The following is a 17,564-nucleotide window of genomic DNA, read 5'->3' as shown; positions in this document are numbered from 1 at the left end:
GTTCCTGTGAGCCGACAGGGGAGAGACCGGCTCTCCCCAAATAGCGTCAGTATACGCGGCTGAGATTATTGACGGTAGCCTTGCAGGAAACGGCCAAATTTATTGATCGCCATCTCCAGATCATCAACGCGCGGCAGGGTCACGATGCGCAGGTGATCTGGCCACGGCCAGTTGAAGGCGCTGCCCTGCACCAGCAGGACTTTCTCCTGCAACAGGAAATCCAGCACCATCTTCTGATCGTCAAAGATGTTGAATTTTTTTGCATCGATGCGCGGGAACATATACAGCGCACCCTGTGGTTTGACGCAGCTAACGCCGGGAATATCGTTAATCAGTTCCCAGGCACGCTGGCGTTGCTCATACAGACGACCGCCAGGCACGATAAATTCGCTGATGCTCTGGTATCCTCCCAGTGCGGTCTGAATCGCATGCTGCGCCGGCACGTTGGCGCACAGCCGCATAGAAGCGAGCATTTCCAGCCCTTCAATGTAACCTTTGGCGTGCTTTTTCGGGCCGTTCAGCACCATCCAGCCCTGACGGAAGCCCGCAACGCGATAGGTTTTCGACAGGCCGTTGAAGGTGACAGTCAGCAGATCGGGCGCCAGGGCGGCGATGCAGTGATGCTGTGCCTCGTCGTAAAGAATTTTGTCGTAGATCTCATCGGCGAAAATGATCAGGTTATGCTGACGGGCAATTTCGACAATTTCTAACAGCAGTTCTTTACTGTAAACCGCACCGGTAGGATTATTCGGGTTGATGATAACGATGCCGCGGGTGCGGGGGGTGATCTTACTGCGGATATCGTCCAGGTCGGGAAACCAGTCAGCCGATTCGTCACACAGATAGTGCACCGCTTTACCGCTCGACAGCGACACGGCCGCGGTCCATAACGGATAATCAGGGGCCGGCACCAGCATTTCATCGCCACTGTTCAGCAGGGCCTGCATCGCCTGCACGATTAACTCAGAAACACCATTCCCGATGTAGATATCTTCTACGGTGACATCGCGCATGTCGCGTGCCTGGTAATGCTGCATGATCGCTTTGCGGGCGGAATAGAGTCCTTTGGAGTCGCAATAACCCTGCGCGCTCGGCAGGTTACGGATCACATCTACCAGAATTTCATCAGGGGCTTCGAAGCCAAACGGCGCCGGATTGCCGATGTTCAGTTTAAGAACTTTGTTGCCTTCTTCTTCGAGGCGTTTAGCCTCTTTCAATACCGGGCCACGGATGTCGTAGCAAACGTTATCCAGCTTACCGGATTTATCAATCTGAAAAGTCATTGTTACCGCCTTAATGGGCAGAATCCTTTTGGCTGCCGCAGAAATCAAACCAGCACAATGTACTCTCCTCACGGACACAAAAGAAGGGTGCCGCTCGGTTTTGGCGGGTTCAACAACTTTTCCGGTCGCGTGTAGTGCAAAAGTTATCTGTTAACATAATTATTAGTTAAACTATCCACATTAAAATAATTAAACGATATTTTAAACTGACAGCGGCCGGCAAAAATGGCGGCTGGCTGGCACATTATGAAACATTTTTGGAACTTATGACGGCGGAACCTTTGCCCGCTTTTGAAATACACACCGTGTGAAATAGTTAAACGATATTTTATGGATGGCTAAATAGTGACCATTCAGGGCAGGGCGATTTCACTTACGGCTTAAGACTGTTAAAGACTGGTGCGGCTATCACCCTGTAATTCGCGCAGAAGTCCCAAAAGATCAGGGCCGGATGGCAGCAGATAAGCGGAATTCAAGCTATTGTCTGTCACTACACTGCTGAAATTTTTCTCACCGACCGGATGAAAAGAAAGCACCTGGCTGCCAGGATGCGCTGGAAACGCCTTTAGCACAAAATTTACAGCGGTTTTCACAAAATCATTTCCATTTTGAAGTCAAAAATGATTAAGTATAATTTATTATTTAGTGCGTATGGCCGCTCCGCTTAATGCGGTGCCCCATCACACATTCTGTCCCGCCTGGCCTTTTTGGGTGGGAATAAGACAACTACACAGCTTCCTGCATACGCGCACCCCCGCGCCTTCGGTTCAGAAGTTGTATCTGTCTTCCGACCCTGTTGATCTTCAGCTTTATCCAGGTCTTCAGCGGTCTGTAAACGTACGTGGAATTTTTTGTGTCAGTCTCAACACAGGACTGTCATTGAGCACCATTACTGCTTATCACTTTGATAAGCTTAGTAATAACACCAGGGTAGTAGTTCGTAAAAATCTAATAAGTGAAGAAAAAACATGACTAATGCAAATCGTCCGATACTGAATCTCGACCTCGATCTGCTGAGAACCTTCGTTGCCGTTGCTGACCTGAATACTTTTGCGGCGGCGGCTGCAGCGGTCTGCAGAACCCAGTCAGCAGTCAGCCAGCAGATGCAACGTCTGGAGCAATTGGTAGGTAAAGAGCTGTTTGCCAGACATGGACGTAATAAGCTGTTAACTGAGCACGGAATCCAGCTGTTAGGTTACGCCAGAAAAATCCTTCGTTTTAATGACGAAGCCTGCACCTCTCTGATGTACAGCAATATTCAGGGTGTGCTGACTATTGGCGCTTCCGATGACACGTCTGACACCATTCTGCCGTTCCTGCTAAACCGCGTAACCTCGGTCTATCCGAAACTGGCGATTGATGTACGGGTAAAACGTAACCCTTTCATGATGGAAATGCTCAACCAGGGCGAAGTGGACCTTGTGGTCACCACCTCCAGCCCGGGCAATTTCACCTATCAGGTGCTGCGCACCTCGCCAACCTTGTGGTATTGCGCGGCGGATTACATCTTCCAGCGCGGTGAAGCCATTCCATTGGTATTGCTGGATGAGCCAAGTCCTTATCGCGATATGGCGATCGATCATCTCAACGAAGCGGGCATCCCATGGCGTATTTCGTACGTGGCGTCGACGCTGGCTGCGGTACGTGCTGCGGTTAAAGCAGGATTGGGTGTGACGGCACGTCCGGTAGAGATGATGAGTCCGGAACTGCGGGTGATGGGTGCGGCTGAAGGGCTGCCGGTTCTGCCGGATACGCAGTATCTGCTGTGTCGTAACCCTGACAGCGATAATGAACTGGCGCTGGCGATCTTTAACGCCATGCAGTCCACCAACGATCCGTATAACCTGAGCGCTAATCCTGACGGTACACTGTTACTGGATGACGAAGAATAATTTCGCTGACACTCTACTGCGCAGATTAATTTCGCTGACACTCTACTGCGCAGATAATGTGCAGAGTGCGCGAATCAAAACTCCGATAAAAAAGCCTTTCAATCTGTAAGCAGAGCGAGAGGCTTTTTTTTGCCTGCCTGTCGCTTCCTGACAATTTTAACATGCTGCTGAACCGGCTCTTTTCAATAGTCACCGGTTGCAATTAATTTCATCTCTGTTGTATCTGAAACTTACTCACCAAAAAAACGAACTTTTTGTTTCGGCTGGTCCGAAAAGCGGAGAAATTTAACGCAAAAAGGACAGAAGTGTGTCCTGGATCAAGAAAATACCCCTGCTAAGGGGAAGGAAAACACGGTGATTCCTGTCAAAATATGTTTGTTAAATGCACGATCCAAGCATGTAAATACCCGCTACACTAAAATTAACCCCACAGACTGAAGCGATTTAGCTGGAAAGCGGGGCATCATTTGTTAATAATATGATGCAGGTGTGAAATAATGTTTGGATACTTTTGTCAAAGTTGACAAAAGGTTATAGAAAGGAGTAAAAAACCCCATAAAATTGCTGTTTATTTAAGAATAACAGTGACGTTTAAAAGGTTTTTATCCTTCCCTTGAATCGATGTGGTCAGTTTGCTGCGGGAAACGCGTGCAGGATGCCAGCGCCACTTTTGATGAGTAAGCAATGAGTATGTCAACTACCACCGAAATCATCGCTCAGCATTGGGCGTTTATCGTCTTTATCGTCATCGCTTTTGGCCTGTGTGCTTTCATGTTGACCGGAGGATGGCTGCTTGGCGGCAGAGCACGCGCGCGTCACAAAGACACGCCGTTCGAATCGGGCATTGAGTCGGTCGGCGATACCCACATCCGCCTGTCGGCAAAATTTTATCTGGTTGCGATGTTTTTCGTCATCTTCGACGTCGAAGCCCTCTTTTTATACGCATGGGCGACCTCAATCCGCGAAAGCGGCTGGGTCGGCTTTGTGGAAGCCGCAATTTTCATTTTGGTGCTCCTGGCGGGCTTGGTCTATCTGGTACGCATCGGCGCACTCGATTGGGCTCCTGCACGTCGCCGGGTCGTGGTTAAAACCACCACGATCAGTCACACCAATCCTCACAAGCAGTAAAAGAGAGGCAATAAGATGGACTATACGCTCACCCGCATAGACCCGAACGGTGGTGAGAACGACCGTTATCCTCTGCAAAAGCAGGAAATCGTCAGCGATCCGCTGGAGCAGCACGTTCATCGCAGCGTTTACATGGGCAAACTCGAAAATGCCCTGCACGACATGGTGAACTGGGGACGTAAAAACTCCCTGTGGCCTTACAACTTCGGCCTCTCCTGTTGTTATGTAGAGATGACGACCTCGTTTACCGCAGTGCATGACGTGGCGCGTTTCGGTGCCGAAGTTATGCGTGCCTCGCCTCGTCAGGCCGACTTTATGGTTATCGCCGGTACGCCATTTACCAAAATGGCCCCGGTGATTCAGCGTCTGTATGACCAGATGCTGGAGCCGAAATGGGTAATCTCTATGGGTGCCTGCGCTAACTCCGGCGGCATGTATGACATCTATTCCGTGGTGCAGGGCGTGGATAAATTCCTGCCGGTTGATGTGTATATTCCTGGCTGCCCGCCGCGTCCGGAAGCCTATATGCAGGCGCTGCTGCTGTTGCAGGAGTCGATCGGCAAAGAGCGCCGTCCGCTGTCATGGGTGGTCGGCGATCAGGGCGTTTACCGCGCCAACATGCAATCCGAGCGTGAAAGAAAACGCGGTGAGCGCATTGCGGTCACCAACCTGCGTAGCCCGGACGAAGTGTAAGTTAACCGTATGGATGGCAAACCGCGCCTGCAGCAGAACATCACAATTTAATGCATGGCCCCATCCTGACGCCTTCATTTGAGTGCCTGAGACCAGGCCGGAATGGTGAGTAACGTATGACAGATTTGACCACGCAAGATCTCGCTCAGCCTTCATGGCAAACCCGTGATCACCTTGATGACCCGGTGATTGGCGAGTTGCGTAACCGTTTTGGGCCGGATGCCTTTACCGTTCAGGCGACCCGCACCGGGATTCCGGTGGTCTGGGTGAAGCGTGAACAGCTACTGGAAATCATCGAGTTCCTGCGTAAATTACCCAAGCCTTACGTCATGCTGTATGACCTGCATGGCATGGATGAGCGTTTACGTACCCACCGCGCAGGCTTGCCTGCAGCGGATTTTTCCGTTTTCTATCATTTCCTGTCGATTGAACGTAATCGCGACATCATGCTCAAGGTGGCGTTATCTGAAAATGATATGCACCTGCCGACCATCACCCGTCTGTTCCCGAATGCCAACTGGTATGAGCGTGAAACCTGGGAGATGTTTGGCGTGACCTTTGACGGTCACCCGCACCTGACCCGCATCATGATGCCGCCGACCTGGGAAGGGCACCCGCTGCGTAAGGACTATCCGGCGCGCGCCACTGAATTCGATCCGTTCACGCTGACCAAACAGAAAGAAGATCTGGAGATGGAGGCGCTGACTTTCAAGCCTGAAGACTGGGGCATGAAGCGCAGCACCACCAATGAGGACTTCATGTTCCTCAACCTCGGTCCTAACCACCCGTCGGCGCACGGGGCTTTCCGCATCATTCTGCAGCTGGATGGCGAAGAGATCGTCGACTGCGTACCTGACATCGGTTACCACCATCGCGGTGCCGAAAAGATGGGTGAGCGTCAGTCGTGGCACAGCTACATTCCCTACACCGACCGCATCGAATATCTCGGCGGTTGCGTCAATGAGATGCCTTATGTGCTGGCGGTAGAGAAACTGGCCGGTATCGTGGTGCCGGATCGCGTTAACGTGATCCGCGTGATGCTGTCTGAACTGTTCCGTATCAACAGCCATCTGCTCTACATTTCGACCTTTATTCAGGACGTCGGCGCCATGACGCCGGTGTTCTTTGCCTTTACCGATCGTCAGAAAATTTATGACGTGGTTGAAGCCATTACCGGCTTCCGTATGCACCCGGCGTGGTTCCGCATTGGCGGCGTGGCGCACGACCTGCCGAAAGGCTGGGAACGTCTGCTGCGTGACTTCCTTGACTGGATGCCGAAGCGTCTGAAGGAATATGACAAAGCCGCCCTGCGTAACAGCGTGCTGGTAGGCCGTTCCAAAGGCGTGGCCGCCTACAACATGGAAGAAGCGCTGGCCTGGGGCACTACCGGTGCCGGTCTGCGCGCCACCGGTCTCGACTTTGACGTGCGTAAATGGCGTCCATATTCCGGCTACGAAAACTTCGATTTCGACATCCCGATCGGTTCCGGCATCAGTGATGCTTACAGCCGCGTCCAGCTGAAGATGGAAGAGATGTGGCAGTCGCTGCGTATTCTTGAGCAGTGCCTGAACAACATGCCGGAAGGGCCGTTCAAAGCCGATCATCCGCTGACTACGCCGCCGCCGAAAGAGCGCACGTTGCAGCACATTGAAACGCTGATCACCCACTTCCTGCAGGTCTCGTGGGGCCCGGTAATGCCGGCCAACGAATCCTTCCAGATGATTGAAGCGACCAAAGGGATCAACAGTTACTACCTGACCAGCGACGGCAGCACCATGAGCTACCGCACCCGTGTGCGCACGCCCAGCTTCCCGCATCTGCAGCAGATTCCTTCAGTCATCCGCGGCAGCCTGGTATCCGACCTGATCGTATACCTCGGTAGTATCGATTTTGTTATGTCAGACGTGGACCGCTAATTATGCACGATCAACACATTGCCATTAAAACGATCGACCCCAACGAGGTCTTCGTGCTGAGCGCGGAAGAACATCACGCCATTGAGCACGAAAAACACCACTACGAAGATGCGCGTGCAGCCTCAATCGAAGCGCTGAAGATCGTGCAGAAAGCGCGCGGCTGGGTGCCGGATGGCGCAATTCACGCCATCGCTGAGGTGCTGGGCATTCCGGCCAGTGACGTGGAAGGCGTGGCGACATTCTACAGCCAGATCTTCCGTCAGCCGGTTGGCCGCCATGTGATCCGCTACTGCGACAGCGTGGTGTGCCACATTACCGGCTATCAGGGCATTCAGGCTGCGCTGGAACAGAATCTGAATATCAAACCGGGCCAGACCACGGCGGACGGACGTTTTACCCTGCTGCCGACCTGCTGTCTGGGCAACTGCGATAAAGGGCCAACGATGATGGTGGATGAAGATACCCACGTGCATCTGACGCCAGAAGGCATCGCCACTTTGCTGGAGCAGTATCAATGACACTGAAAACTATCATTCGTACTGCTGAAACCCATCCTCTCACCTGGCGGATGCGCGACGACAAGCAGCCGGTGTGGATTGATGAATACCGCAGTAAAAACGGTTATGCCGGCGCTGAAAAAGCGTTAAACAGCATGTCGCCTGACGAAATCGTGGCGGCGGTCAAAGACTCTGGCCTGAAAGGGCGCGGCGGTGCGGGCTTCTCAACCGGGCTGAAGTGGAGCCTGATGCCGAAAGATGAGTCGATGAACATCCGTTACCTGCTGTGTAACGCCGATGAAATGGAGCCGGGCACCTATAAAGACCGCCTGCTGATGGAGCAGATGCCTCACCAGCTGGTGGAAGGGATGCTGATCAGTGCCTTTGCGCTGAAGGCTTATCGTGGCTACATCTTCCTGCGTGGCGAATACATTGAAGCCGCGGTGCATCTGCGCCGGGCGATTGCTGAAGCCACCGAAGCGGGCTATCTCGGTAAAAACATTCTCGGCACCGGTTTTGACTTCGAACTGATCGTTCACACCGGCGCGGGACGTTACATCTGCGGCGAAGAGACGGCGCTGATTAACTCGCTGGAAGGGCGTCGTGCTAACCCGCGTTCCAAACCGCCTTTCCCGGCGAGTGCGGGCGCATGGGGTAAACCGACCTGCGTTAACAACGTCGAAACGTTGTCAAACGTGCCGGCCATCCTGGCAAACGGCGTCGACTGGTACAAAGGCATCTCGAAAAGCGACGACGCCGGCACCAAGATGATGGGCTTCTCCGGTCGGGTGAAAAATCCTGGCGTCTGGGAACTGCCGTTCGGCATTACCGCACGTGAAATTCTGGAAGATTACGCCGGCGGAATGCGTGACGGACTGCGCTTCAAAGCCTGGCAGCCAGGTGGGGCAGGGACCGACTTCCTGACCGATGAGCACCTGGATCTGCCAATGGAATTTGCCAGCATTGGCAAAGCCGGCAGCCGTCTGGGTACTGCGCTGGCAATGGCGGTCGATCACGAAATCAATATGGTTTCGCTGGTGCGCAATCTCGAAGAGTTCTTCGCCCGTGAATCGTGCGGCTGGTGTACGCCATGCCGTGACGGCCTGCCGTGGAGCGTAAAAATTCTGCGCGCGCTGGAGCAGAAGCAGGGTCAGCCAGGCGACATCGAAACCTTACAGCAACTCTGCCGTCAGCTCGGCCCGGGTAAAACCTTCTGCGCACATGCGCCGGGTGCGGTTGAGCCGCTGCAGAGTGCGATTAAATATTTCCGTGAAGAGTTTGAAGCCGGCATTGCGCCGCAGGTGTTTGGTAATACCCGCGCGATTGGCGGGATTCAGCCAAACCTGCTGAAAGCGCGCTGGTAATTCGCCGCAGCACACGGAAACAGGCCTGGTGCCGCCGCCCCGATAATCGCAGTGTGTCGGGGCAAGAATTTGATTAACGCTCGTTTCTGACGAGCCTTACGGAAGCATGTCACTATGGCTACAATCCATGTAGACGGTAAAGAGTATGATGTGAACGGAGCGGACAACCTGCTACAGGCGTGTCTCTCTCTGGGCCTTGATATTCCTTATTTTTGCTGGCATCCGGCGCTGGGAAGCGTTGGGGCCTGCCGCCAGTGCGCGGTAAAGCAATTCCAGAATGCCGAAGATACCCGCGGCCGTCTTGTCATGTCCTGCATGACGCCGGCTTCTGACGGCACATTTATCTCCATCGACGATGGCGAAGCGAAAGAGTTCCGCGAAAGCGTGGTGGAGTGGCTGATGACCAACCACCCGCACGACTGCCCGGTCTGTGAAGAAGGGGGTAACTGTCACCTGCAGGATATGACAGTGATGACCGGCCACAGCTTCCGCCGTTATCGCTTCACCAAACGTACCCACCGCAATCAGGACCTCGGCCCGTTCATTTCTCACGAGATGAACCGCTGTATCGCCTGCTATCGCTGTGTGCGTTACTACAAAGATTATGCCGACGGCAAAGATCTCGGGGTCTATGGCGCGCACGACAACGTCTATTTCGGTCGCCCGGAAGATGGCACGCTGGAGAGCGAATTCTCCGGTAACCTGGTTGAGATCTGTCCGACCGGCGTGTTCACCGATAAAACCCACTCCGAACGCTATAACCGTAAATGGGATATGCAGTTTGCACCGAGCATCTGCCAGCAGTGCAGCGTCGGCTGTAACACCAGCCCGGGTGAGCGTTACGGCGAACTGCGCCGCATCGAGAACCGCTACAACGGTACGGTAAACCACTACTTCCTGTGTGACCGTGGCCGTTTTGGTTACGGCTACGTCAACCGCAAAGATCGCCCCCGCCAGCCGATGCTGCTGCGCGGCAACGACTGGGTGACACTGAACGCAGAACAGGCGGTGAATGCCGGCGCGGATCTGCTGCGTCAGGCGAAAAAAGTGATTGGTATCGGTTCGCCGCGCGCCAGCATTGAAAGCAACTTTGCACTGCGTGAGCTGGTTGGTGCCGAAAACTTCTCCACCGGGATGCCGGCGGGCGAACAGGCCCGGCTGGAGCTGATGCTGAAAGTACTGCGTGAAGGCGGGATCTATACGCCATCGCTGCGCGAAATTGAAAGCTACGATGCGGTGCTGGTGCTGGGTGAAGATCTGACCCAGGTGGGCGCACGCGTGGCGCTGTCAGTGCGTCAGGCCGTTAAAGGCAAAGCGCGCGACATGGCCGCCGCTCAGAAAGTAGCAGAGTGGCAGATTGCAGCGATCCTCAACATCGGTCAGAACGCCAAACATCCGCTGTTTATCACTAACGTCGATGAAACCCGTCTGGATGATATCGCTGCCTGGAGCTACCGCGCACCGGTTGAAGATCAGGCGCGCCTCGGTTTCGCCATCGCCAACGCGCTGGATGAAACTGCCCCGGCGGTGACCGATTTCGACAGCAAGCTGAACGGCAAGATGGATGTCATCGTGCAGGCGCTGGCCGGCGCGAAAAAACCGTTAATCATCTCCGGTACCCACTCCGGCAGCAGCGCGATGATCGAAGCGGCTGCCAACGTGGCCAAAGCGCTGAAAGCGCGCGGTGCCGACGTCGGGATTACGCTGCTGGCGGGACACGCTAACAGTGTGGGTCTTGGCCTGATGGGCGGCAATACGCTGGAAAGCGCGCTGGAGCAGCTGAGCAACGGTGAAGCCGATGCGCTGGTGGTGCTGGAAAACGATCTCTATCGTCATGCACCGAAAGCGCTGGTTGATGCGGCACTGGCACAGACCACCAACGTGATTGTGGTGGATCATCAGCGTACCGCTACGCTGGAGAAAGCCGGGCTGGTGTTATCGACCGCCAGCTTCGCCGAAAGTGACGGAACCTCGATTAACCATGAAGGCCGCGCACAGCGTTTCTTCCAGGTTTACGATCCTTCCTATTACGACAACAGCATTGTGATGCTTGAAAGCTGGCGCTGGCTGCATTCGCTGCACAGCACGCTGGAAAGTCGTCACGTCGACTGGACGCAGCTGGACCACGTGATCGATGCGGTGGTGAGTCATCTGCCACAGCTGGCCGGCATCAAGGATGCGGCACCGGATGCCAGCTTCCGTATTCGCGGGCAGAAACTGTCGCGTTCACCGCACCGTTCCAGTGGCCGTACCGCCGCGCGCGCCAACATCAGCGTGCACGAACCGCGTCAGCCGCAGGATCAGGACACCATGTTCGCCTTCTCAATGGAAGGCAACAACCAGCCAGGCGCGCCACGTTCGCAGATTCCGTTTGCCTGGGCACCGGGCTGGAACTCACCGCAGGCGTGGAACAAATTCCAGGTTGAAGTGGGCGGTAAACTGCGTAATGGCGATCCGGGCGTACGCCTGTTTGAAGCCAGCGCCGCCCAGCTGCCGTGGTTCAGCAACGTCCCTGCGGCGTTTGTCAGCGAAACGCAGTGGCGCGTGGCACCTTACTATCAGCTGTTTGGCAGTGAAGAGATGTCACAGCGTTCGCCGGTATTCCAGCAGCGCATGGCGCAGCCGATGCTGGTGATTAACCCGGATGATGCGGCGAAACTGGGTGTTAACAACGGCGCAGCCGTTGAGTTTACCTGTGCCGGTGAAACCGTACGTCTGCCGGTCCGTTTCTCAGCGTCACTGCAGGCGGGACAGATTGGCCTGCCGCTGGGCATGCCGGGTGTACCGCCGTTCCTGGCGAACGGAAAAATCGACAAACTGCAGGAGACGGCGCAATGAGCTGGTTAACACCGGATGTTATCGACATTCTGCTGGCCATCGGTAAAGCCATCGTCATTCTGCTGGTGGTGGTGGCCTGTGGCGCGTTCATGAGCTTTGCCGAGCGTCGTCTGCTCGGCCTGTTCCAGAACCGTTACGGACCGAACCGGGTAGGCTGGGGCGGATCGCTGCAGCTGGTGGCGGACATGATCAAAATGTTCTTTAAAGAGGACTGGGTCCCGCCGTTTACCGACCGCTTCATTTTCACCCTGGCACCGGTTATCGCTTTCGTGTCGCTGCTGCTGGCGTTTGCGATTGTGCCGGTTTCGCCGACCTGGATGGTGACGGACCTGAATATCGGTCTGCTGTTCTTCCTGATGATGGCGGGCCTGGCGGTCTACGCGGTGCTGTTCGCTGGCTGGTCGAGTAACAACAAATACTCGCTGCTGGGTGCGATGCGTGCTTCGGCGCAGACGCTGAGCTACGAAGTGTTTCTCGGGCTGTCGCTGATGGGTGTGGTGGCGCAGGCGGGCTCGTTCAACATGAACGATATCGTCAACAGCCAGACGCACCTGTGGAACATCATTCCGCAGTTCTTCGGCTTCGTAACCTTCTGTATTGCTGGCGTTGCGGTCTGTCACCGTCATCCATTTGACCAGCCGGAAGCCGAGCAGGAACTGGCCGATGGTTACCACATTGAATATGCCGGTATGAAGTTTGGCCTGTTCTTTGTCGGCGAATATGTGGCGATTACCACCGTGTCGGCGCTGATCGTCACGCTGTTCTTTGGTGGCTGGCATGGCCCATTCCTGCCGCCGTTCATCTGGTTCGCCCTGAAAACGGCGTTCTTTATGATGATGTTCATCCTGATTCGTGCTGCGCTTCCGCGTCCACGCTATGACCAGGTGCTGTCGTTCGGCTGGAAAGTGTGTCTGCCGTTGACGCTGTTGAACCTGCTGGCGACCGCCGCAGTGATTCTCTACACAGCGCAGTAAGGGGTTAACAAATGACTTTAAAAGATATTGTCGTTGGCTTCGGCACGACAGTCCGCAGTATCTGGCTGATTGGCCTGCACGCCTTCGCCAAACGTGAAACGCAGATGTACCCGGAAGAGCCGGTTTATCTGCCACCACGCTATCGCGGCCGCATCGTGTTAACCCGCGATCCGGATGGCGAAGAGCGTTGCGTAGCCTGTAACCTGTGCGCCGTTGCCTGTCCGGTCGGCTGTATTTCGCTGCAGAAAGCGGAAACCAAAGATGGTCGCTGGTACCCGGAGTTCTTCCGCATCAACTTCTCACGCTGCATCTTCTGCGGCATGTGTGAGGAAGCCTGTCCGACCACGGCGATTCAGCTGACGCCCGATTTCGAACTGGGTGAGTTCAAGCGTCAGGATCTGGTGTACGAGAAGGACGATCTGCTGATCTCGGGTCCGGGTAAATATCCGGAATACAACTTCTACCGCATGGCGGGTATGGCGATTGACGGTAAAGATAAAGGCGAAGCGGAAAATGAAGCCAAGCCTATCGACGTCAAAGGCTTATTACCTTAAGGAGCAAGGCATGGAATTTGCGTTTTATCTTTGCGGGCTGGTGGCGGTGCTGACGACGTTGCGCGTCATTACCCACACTAATCCGGTACATGCGTTGCTGTACCTGATCATTTCGCTGCTGTCGATCGCCGGCGTCTTCTTCTCGATGGGCGCCTATTTTGCCGGCGCGCTGGAGATCATCGTTTACGCCGGTGCGATTATGGTGCTGTTCGTTTTCGTGGTGATGATGCTGAACCTGGGCAAACAGACTGAGAAGCAGGAACGCGAGTGGCTGAGTCCGTCACTGTGGATTGGGCCTGGCCTGGTCTCGCTGTTGCTGCTGGTAGTCATGGTCTACGCCATCCTGACCGCGAACGATCAGGGCATTGACGGCACCATTATCGACGCGAAAGCGGTCGGCATCAGCCTGTTTGGTCCTTACGTGCTGGCGGTTGAACTGGCGTCAATGCTGCTGCTGGCGGGTCTGGTGGTGGCGTTCCACGTCGGTCGTGAAGATCGTCAGGGTGAAGTTCTCAGCAACCGCGTTTCTGACGCCGCGCAAGCGAAAAAGGAGAATGCATGATCCCGTTACAACATGGATTGATACTTGCTGCTGTGCTGTTTGTCCTCGGACTGACCTCGCTGGTGATCCGCCGCAATCTGCTGTTTATGCTGATTGGCCTGGAGATCATGATCAACGCCGCTGCCTTAGCGCTGGTGGTTGCGGGGAGCTACTGGGGACAGGCCGATGGACAGGTGATGTATATCCTGGCGATCAGTCTGGCCGCCGCTGAAGCGAGTATTGGCCTGGCGCTGCTGCTCCAGCTCTATCGTCGTCGTCAGACGCTGAACATTGACACTGTGAGCGAGATGCGCGGATGAATCTTCTCTATTTAACAGTACTGTTTCCGCTAATCGGCTTCTTGCTGTTAGCATTTTCCCGTGGTCGCTGGTCAGAAAATCTGTCGGCCGCTATTGGTATGGGATCGGTAGGATTGGCGGCGCTGACCACGGTGATGGTCGGTGTCGACTTCTTCGCCAACGGCCAGCAGGCTTATACCCAGGCGCTCTGGACCTGGATGCAGGTCGGCAATTTTGACATGAAAGTGAACCTGACGCTGGACGGCCTTTCGCTGACCATGCTGTCAGTGGTCACTGGCGTCGGTTTCTTCATCCACATGTTCGCCTCCTGGTACATGCGCGGTGAAGAGGGCTACTCGCGCTTCTTCGCCTACACCAACCTGTTTATCGCCAGCATGGTGGTTCTGGTGCTGGCCGATAACCTGATGCTGATGTATCTCGGCTGGGAAGGGGTAGGGCTCTGCTCTTATCTGTTGATCGGCTTCTACTACAGCAATCCGGACAACGGCAAGGCGGCGATGAAAGCGTTCATCATCACCCGTGTCGGCGACGTGTTTCTGGCGTTCGCGCTGTTCATTCTCTATAACGAGCTGGGCACGCTGAACTTCCGCGAGATGATGGAACTGGCACCGGCGCACTTTGCCGCAGACAACCACATGCTGCAGTGGGCGACGCTGATGCTGTTGGGCGGCGCGGTCGGTAAATCGGCACAGTTACCGCTGCAGACCTGGCTGGCGGATGCGATGGCCGGTCCGACGCCGGTCTCGGCACTGATCCACGCCGCGACCATGGTGACCGCCGGTGTTTACCTGATTGCCCGCAGTCACGGACTGTTCCTGCTGACGCCGGAAGTGCTGCATCTGGTCGGCATTATCGGGGCGATTACCCTGGTGCTGGCTGGCTTTGCCGCGCTGGTGCAAACCGATATCAAACGCGTACTCGCTTACTCCACCATGAGCCAGATTGGCTACATGTTCCTGGCGTTGGGCGTACAGGCGTGGGATGCGGCGATTTTCCACCTGATGACGCACGCCTTCTTTAAAGCGTTGCTGTTCCTCTCTTCCGGTTCAGTGATTCTGGCCTGCCACCACGAGCAGAACATCTTTAAGATGGGCGGCCTGCGTAAGAGCATTCCGCTGGTTTACACCTGCTTCCTGGTGGGCGGCGCGGCGCTGGCGGCACTGCCGCTGATTACTGCGGGCTTCTACAGTAAAGATGAGATCCTGTTTGGCGCACTGGCCAACGGTCACGTCAATCTGATGGTTGCCGGTCTGGTGGGCGCTTTCCTGACTTCTATCTATACCTTCCGCATGATCTTCATCGTGTTCCACGGTGAAGAGAAAATTCATGCGCATGCCGGTAAAGGCATTACCCATCATCTGCCACTGATTGTGCTGCTGCTGCTTTCCACCTTCATCGGCGCGCTGATTACGCCGCCACTGGCTGGCGTACTGCCTGCTAATGAGTTTGGTGAAGCCGGCAAAGTGGGACTTGAAATCACCTCTGGCGTGGTCGCTGTGGTTGGCATTCTGATTGCTGCCGCGCTGTGGCTGGGCAAACGTGAGCTGGTAACGAAGATCGCTAACAGCGCGCCGGGCCGTTTCTTCGGTACCTGGTGGTTCGCTGCATGGGGCTTCGACTGGCTCTACGACAAAGTGTTCGTCAAACCTTACCTTGGTATTGCGTGGCTGCTGAAACGCGATCCACTGAATGCCCTGATGAACCTGCCTGCGCTGTTCTCACGTATCGCCAATAAAGGCCTAGTGGTCAGTGAAAATGGGTACCTGCGCTGGTACGTCGCGTCGATGAGTGTCGGTGCCGTAGTGGTGCTGGCCCTGATGCTGGTGATTTAAAGATTGATGAGCGGGGTGGGTTAGCTCACCCCAACGAAGAATGTCAAAATAACCTGAGTAATGAGCGTCATCGTCGCCGCCAGTTTTATCACCGCCAGCGCACAGCAACCGGAGCATACCGAGGTATGTGAGGATTGCGAGCACTGCCGGGGATGAAAATGGCAAGTAAGATAGCTCAGAAAAGGAAATATAAGGGAAGTGTGCCGTGTTATTACCTTGGCTAATTATCATACCCTTCGTCGGTGGTCTGATTTGCTGGCTGACCGAGCGCCTTGGCGCGAAGGTGCCACGCTGGATCGCACTGATCACCATGGGGCTGACGTTGGCGCTTTCGCTGCAACTCTGGTTGCAGGGAGGCTATTCACTGACGCAGGCAGCGGGTATTCCGCAGTGGCAGTCAAGTTTCTCCGTACCGTGGATCCCACGCTTCGGCATCAGCTTCCATGTCGCCATCGACGGTCTGTCGCTGCTGATGGTGGTGCTGACCGGCCTGCTCGGCCTGATGGCGGTGCTCTGTTCCTGGAATGAGATTTCAAAGTATCAGGGCTTTTTCCACCTGAATCTGATGTGGATTCTGGGTGGCGTGATCGGGGTGTTCCTTGCCATCGACATGTTCCTGTTCTTCTTCTTCTGGGAAATGATGCTGGTGCCGATGTACTTCCTCATCGCGCTCTGGGGTCATAAAGCCTCTGACGGTAAAACCCGTATTACCGCCGCCACCAAATTCTTCATCTATACCCAGGCGTCAGGTCTGGTGATGCTGATTGCGATTCTGGGACTGGTTTTCGTCCACTACAACGCCACCGGCGTCTGGACCTTTAACTACGAGCAGCTGCTGAAAACGCCGATGTCGAGCGGTGTCGAGTATCTGCTGATGCTGGGCTTCTTTATCGCTTTCGCGGTGAAAATGCCGGTGGTTCCATTGCACGGCTGGTTGCCGGATGCGCACAGTCAGGCACCGACTGCAGGTTCGGTCGACCTGGCCGGGATCCTGCTGAAGACCGCGGCTTACGGTTTACTGCGCTTCAGCCTGCCGCTTTTCCCGAACGCCTCCGCCGAGTTCGCGCCGATTGCCATGTGGTTAGGCATTATCGGTATCTTCTACGGCGCCTGGATGGCCTTCTCGCAGACCGATATCAAACGTCTGATCGCCTACACCTCAATTTCGCACATGGGCTTTGTGCTGATTGCGATCTACACCGGCAGCCAGCTGGCGTTCCAGGGTGCGGTGGTGCAGATGATTGCGCACGGCCTGTCAGCCGCGGCACTGTTCATCCTGTGTGGTCAGCTGTACGAGCGTCTGCATACCCGTGACATGCGTCAGATGGGCGGCTTGTGGTCACGGATTAAATGGATCCCTGGCCTGTCGCTGTTCTTTGCCGTGGCTAACCTCGGGATGCCGGGCACCGGTAACTTCGTCGGCGAATTTATGATTCTGACCGGCAGCTTCCAGGTGGTGCCAGTGATTATCGTCATCGCCACCTTTGGTCTGGTGTTCGCCTCGGTCTACTCGCTGGTGATGATGCAGCGCGCTTACTATGGCGAAGCGAAATCGAAAGATCCGCTGCCGGGCATGTCGCCGCGTGAGTTTCTGACCATCGGGGTTCTGGTGGTGCTGCTGGTGCTGCTGGGCGTCTATCCACAGCCGATTCTGGATACTTCGCACGCTGCCATGAGCAATATTCAGCAGTGGTTTACCGCTTCAATTTCAACTACAAGGCCGTAATTCGCC

The 17,564-nt window shown here is 55.2% G+C and carries 15 protein-coding genes; 13 read left to right on the top strand and 2 right to left on the bottom strand.

The genetic code is table 11. The features are described from left to right. Nucleotides 1–65: 65 nt before the first annotated feature. Nucleotides 66–1,283 (bottom strand): pyridoxal phosphate-dependent aminotransferase, encoded by a 1,218-nt coding sequence (locus tag AC6I8I_RS13090; RefSeq protein WP_312055905.1) that lies wholly within the window; start codon nt 1,281–1,283, stop codon nt 66–68. Between the two features lie 389 nt (nt 1,284–1,672). After that, nucleotides 1,673–1,876, bottom strand: coding sequence for a hypothetical protein (locus AC6I8I_RS13085; protein WP_497827936.1), 204 nt, complete (start codon nt 1,874–1,876; stop codon nt 1,673–1,675). 375 nt (nt 1,877–2,251) lie between these two features. On the opposite strand from AC6I8I_RS13085, the gene lrhA reads away from it, so the two are divergent. From lrhA to nuoM, 13 genes are all read left to right on the top strand, one after another. After that, complete coding sequence (lrhA, locus tag AC6I8I_RS13080; RefSeq protein ID WP_021509211.1) at nt 2,252–3,175, top strand: transcriptional regulator LrhA; 924 nt, start codon at nt 2,252–2,254, stop codon at nt 3,173–3,175. A 684-nt stretch (nt 3,176–3,859) separates the two neighbouring features. Further along, nucleotides 3,860–4,303 (top strand): NADH-quinone oxidoreductase subunit A, encoded by a 444-nt coding sequence (locus tag AC6I8I_RS13075; RefSeq protein ID WP_031376237.1) that lies wholly within the window; start codon nt 3,860–3,862, stop codon nt 4,301–4,303. A 15-nt stretch (nt 4,304–4,318) separates the two neighbouring features. Then, nucleotides 4,319–4,996 (top strand): NuoB/complex I 20 kDa subunit family protein, encoded by a 678-nt coding sequence (locus tag AC6I8I_RS13070; protein ID WP_009089012.1) that lies wholly within the window; start codon nt 4,319–4,321, stop codon nt 4,994–4,996. A 116-nt stretch (nt 4,997–5,112) separates the two neighbouring features. Continuing rightward, nucleotides 5,113–6,912 (top strand): NADH-quinone oxidoreductase subunit C/D, encoded by a 1,800-nt coding sequence (gene nuoC / locus AC6I8I_RS13065; protein ID WP_312055907.1) that lies wholly within the window; start codon nt 5,113–5,115, stop codon nt 6,910–6,912. A 2-nt stretch (nt 6,913–6,914) separates the two neighbouring features. Beyond that, on the top strand, nt 6,915–7,430 hold the full coding sequence (nuoE, locus tag AC6I8I_RS13060; RefSeq protein ID WP_046288191.1) for an NADH-quinone oxidoreductase subunit NuoE: 516 nt from the start codon (nt 6,915–6,917) through the stop codon (nt 7,428–7,430). Between the two features lie 2 nt (nt 7,431–7,432). After that, nucleotides 7,433–8,773 (top strand): NADH-quinone oxidoreductase subunit NuoF, encoded by a 1,341-nt coding sequence (gene nuoF, locus AC6I8I_RS13055; RefSeq protein ID WP_031376234.1) that lies wholly within the window; start codon nt 7,433–7,435, stop codon nt 8,771–8,773. A gap of 114 nt (nt 8,774–8,887) precedes the next feature. Continuing rightward, complete coding sequence (gene nuoG / locus AC6I8I_RS13050; RefSeq protein ID WP_497827935.1) at nt 8,888–11,611, top strand: NADH-quinone oxidoreductase subunit NuoG; 2,724 nt, start codon at nt 8,888–8,890, stop codon at nt 11,609–11,611. After that, a complete protein-coding gene (nuoH, locus tag AC6I8I_RS13045; protein WP_046288193.1) occupies nt 11,608–12,585 on the top strand; it encodes an NADH-quinone oxidoreductase subunit NuoH in 978 nt (325 codons plus the stop codon). The genes nuoG and nuoH overlap by 4 nt, the downstream gene beginning before the upstream one ends. An 11-nt stretch (nt 12,586–12,596) precedes the next feature. Beyond that, a complete protein-coding gene (gene nuoI, locus AC6I8I_RS13040; RefSeq protein ID WP_031376232.1) occupies nt 12,597–13,139 on the top strand; it encodes an NADH-quinone oxidoreductase subunit NuoI in 543 nt (180 codons plus the stop codon). Nucleotides 13,140–13,149: 10 nt separating this feature from the next. Next, on the top strand, nt 13,150–13,701 hold the full coding sequence (nuoJ, locus tag AC6I8I_RS13035) for an NADH-quinone oxidoreductase subunit J (protein ID WP_031376231.1): 552 nt from the start codon (nt 13,150–13,152) through the stop codon (nt 13,699–13,701). Continuing rightward, nucleotides 13,698–14,000 (top strand): NADH-quinone oxidoreductase subunit NuoK, encoded by a 303-nt coding sequence (gene nuoK / locus AC6I8I_RS13030; RefSeq protein WP_003854236.1) that lies wholly within the window; start codon nt 13,698–13,700, stop codon nt 13,998–14,000. Before nuoJ ends, nuoK begins: the two co-directional genes overlap by 4 nt. Continuing rightward, nucleotides 13,997–15,832: an NADH-quinone oxidoreductase subunit L gene (gene nuoL / locus AC6I8I_RS13025; RefSeq protein ID WP_312055909.1), complete on the top strand. Its 1,836-nt coding sequence runs from the start codon at nt 13,997–13,999 to the stop codon at nt 15,830–15,832. Before nuoK ends, nuoL begins: the two co-directional genes overlap by 4 nt. A 205-nt stretch (nt 15,833–16,037) precedes the next feature. Next, entirely contained in the window at nt 16,038–17,558 is a 1,521-nt protein-coding gene (nuoM, locus tag AC6I8I_RS13020; RefSeq protein ID WP_031376229.1) for an NADH-quinone oxidoreductase subunit M, read from the top strand. Nucleotides 17,559–17,564 lie beyond the last annotated feature (6 nt).

The organism is Pantoea sp. X-Soil-YNGN-775, from assembly GCF_059730575.1.
Note: the sequence above shows the minus strand (reverse complement) of the source record. Positions and strands in the feature narration are given on the sequence as shown.

Coding starts and splice junctions, on each gene's coding strand:
- lrhA (WP_021509211.1), top strand. CDS start 2,252: ATGACTAATGCAAATCGTCCGATACTGAATCTCGACCTCGATCTGCTG.
- AC6I8I_RS13070 (WP_009089012.1), top strand. CDS start 4,319: ATGGACTATACGCTCACCCGCATAGACCCGAACGGTGGTGAGAACGAC.
- nuoE (WP_046288191.1), top strand. CDS start 6,915: ATGCACGATCAACACATTGCCATTAAAACGATCGACCCCAACGAGGTC.
- nuoK (WP_003854236.1), top strand. CDS start 13,698: ATGATCCCGTTACAACATGGATTGATACTTGCTGCTGTGCTGTTTGTC.
- nuoI (WP_031376232.1), top strand. CDS start 12,597: ATGACTTTAAAAGATATTGTCGTTGGCTTCGGCACGACAGTCCGCAGT.
- AC6I8I_RS13075 (WP_031376237.1), top strand. CDS start 3,860: ATGAGTATGTCAACTACCACCGAAATCATCGCTCAGCATTGGGCGTTT.
- nuoL (WP_312055909.1), top strand. CDS start 13,997: ATGAATCTTCTCTATTTAACAGTACTGTTTCCGCTAATCGGCTTCTTG.
- nuoC (WP_312055907.1), top strand. CDS start 5,113: ATGACAGATTTGACCACGCAAGATCTCGCTCAGCCTTCATGGCAAACC.
- AC6I8I_RS13090 (WP_312055905.1), bottom strand. CDS start 1,283: ATGACTTTTCAGATTGATAAATCCGGTAAGCTGGATAACGTTTGCTAC.
- nuoG (WP_497827935.1), top strand. CDS start 8,888: ATGGCTACAATCCATGTAGACGGTAAAGAGTATGATGTGAACGGAGCG.
- nuoJ (WP_031376231.1), top strand. CDS start 13,150: ATGGAATTTGCGTTTTATCTTTGCGGGCTGGTGGCGGTGCTGACGACG.
- nuoH (WP_046288193.1), top strand. CDS start 11,608: ATGAGCTGGTTAACACCGGATGTTATCGACATTCTGCTGGCCATCGGT.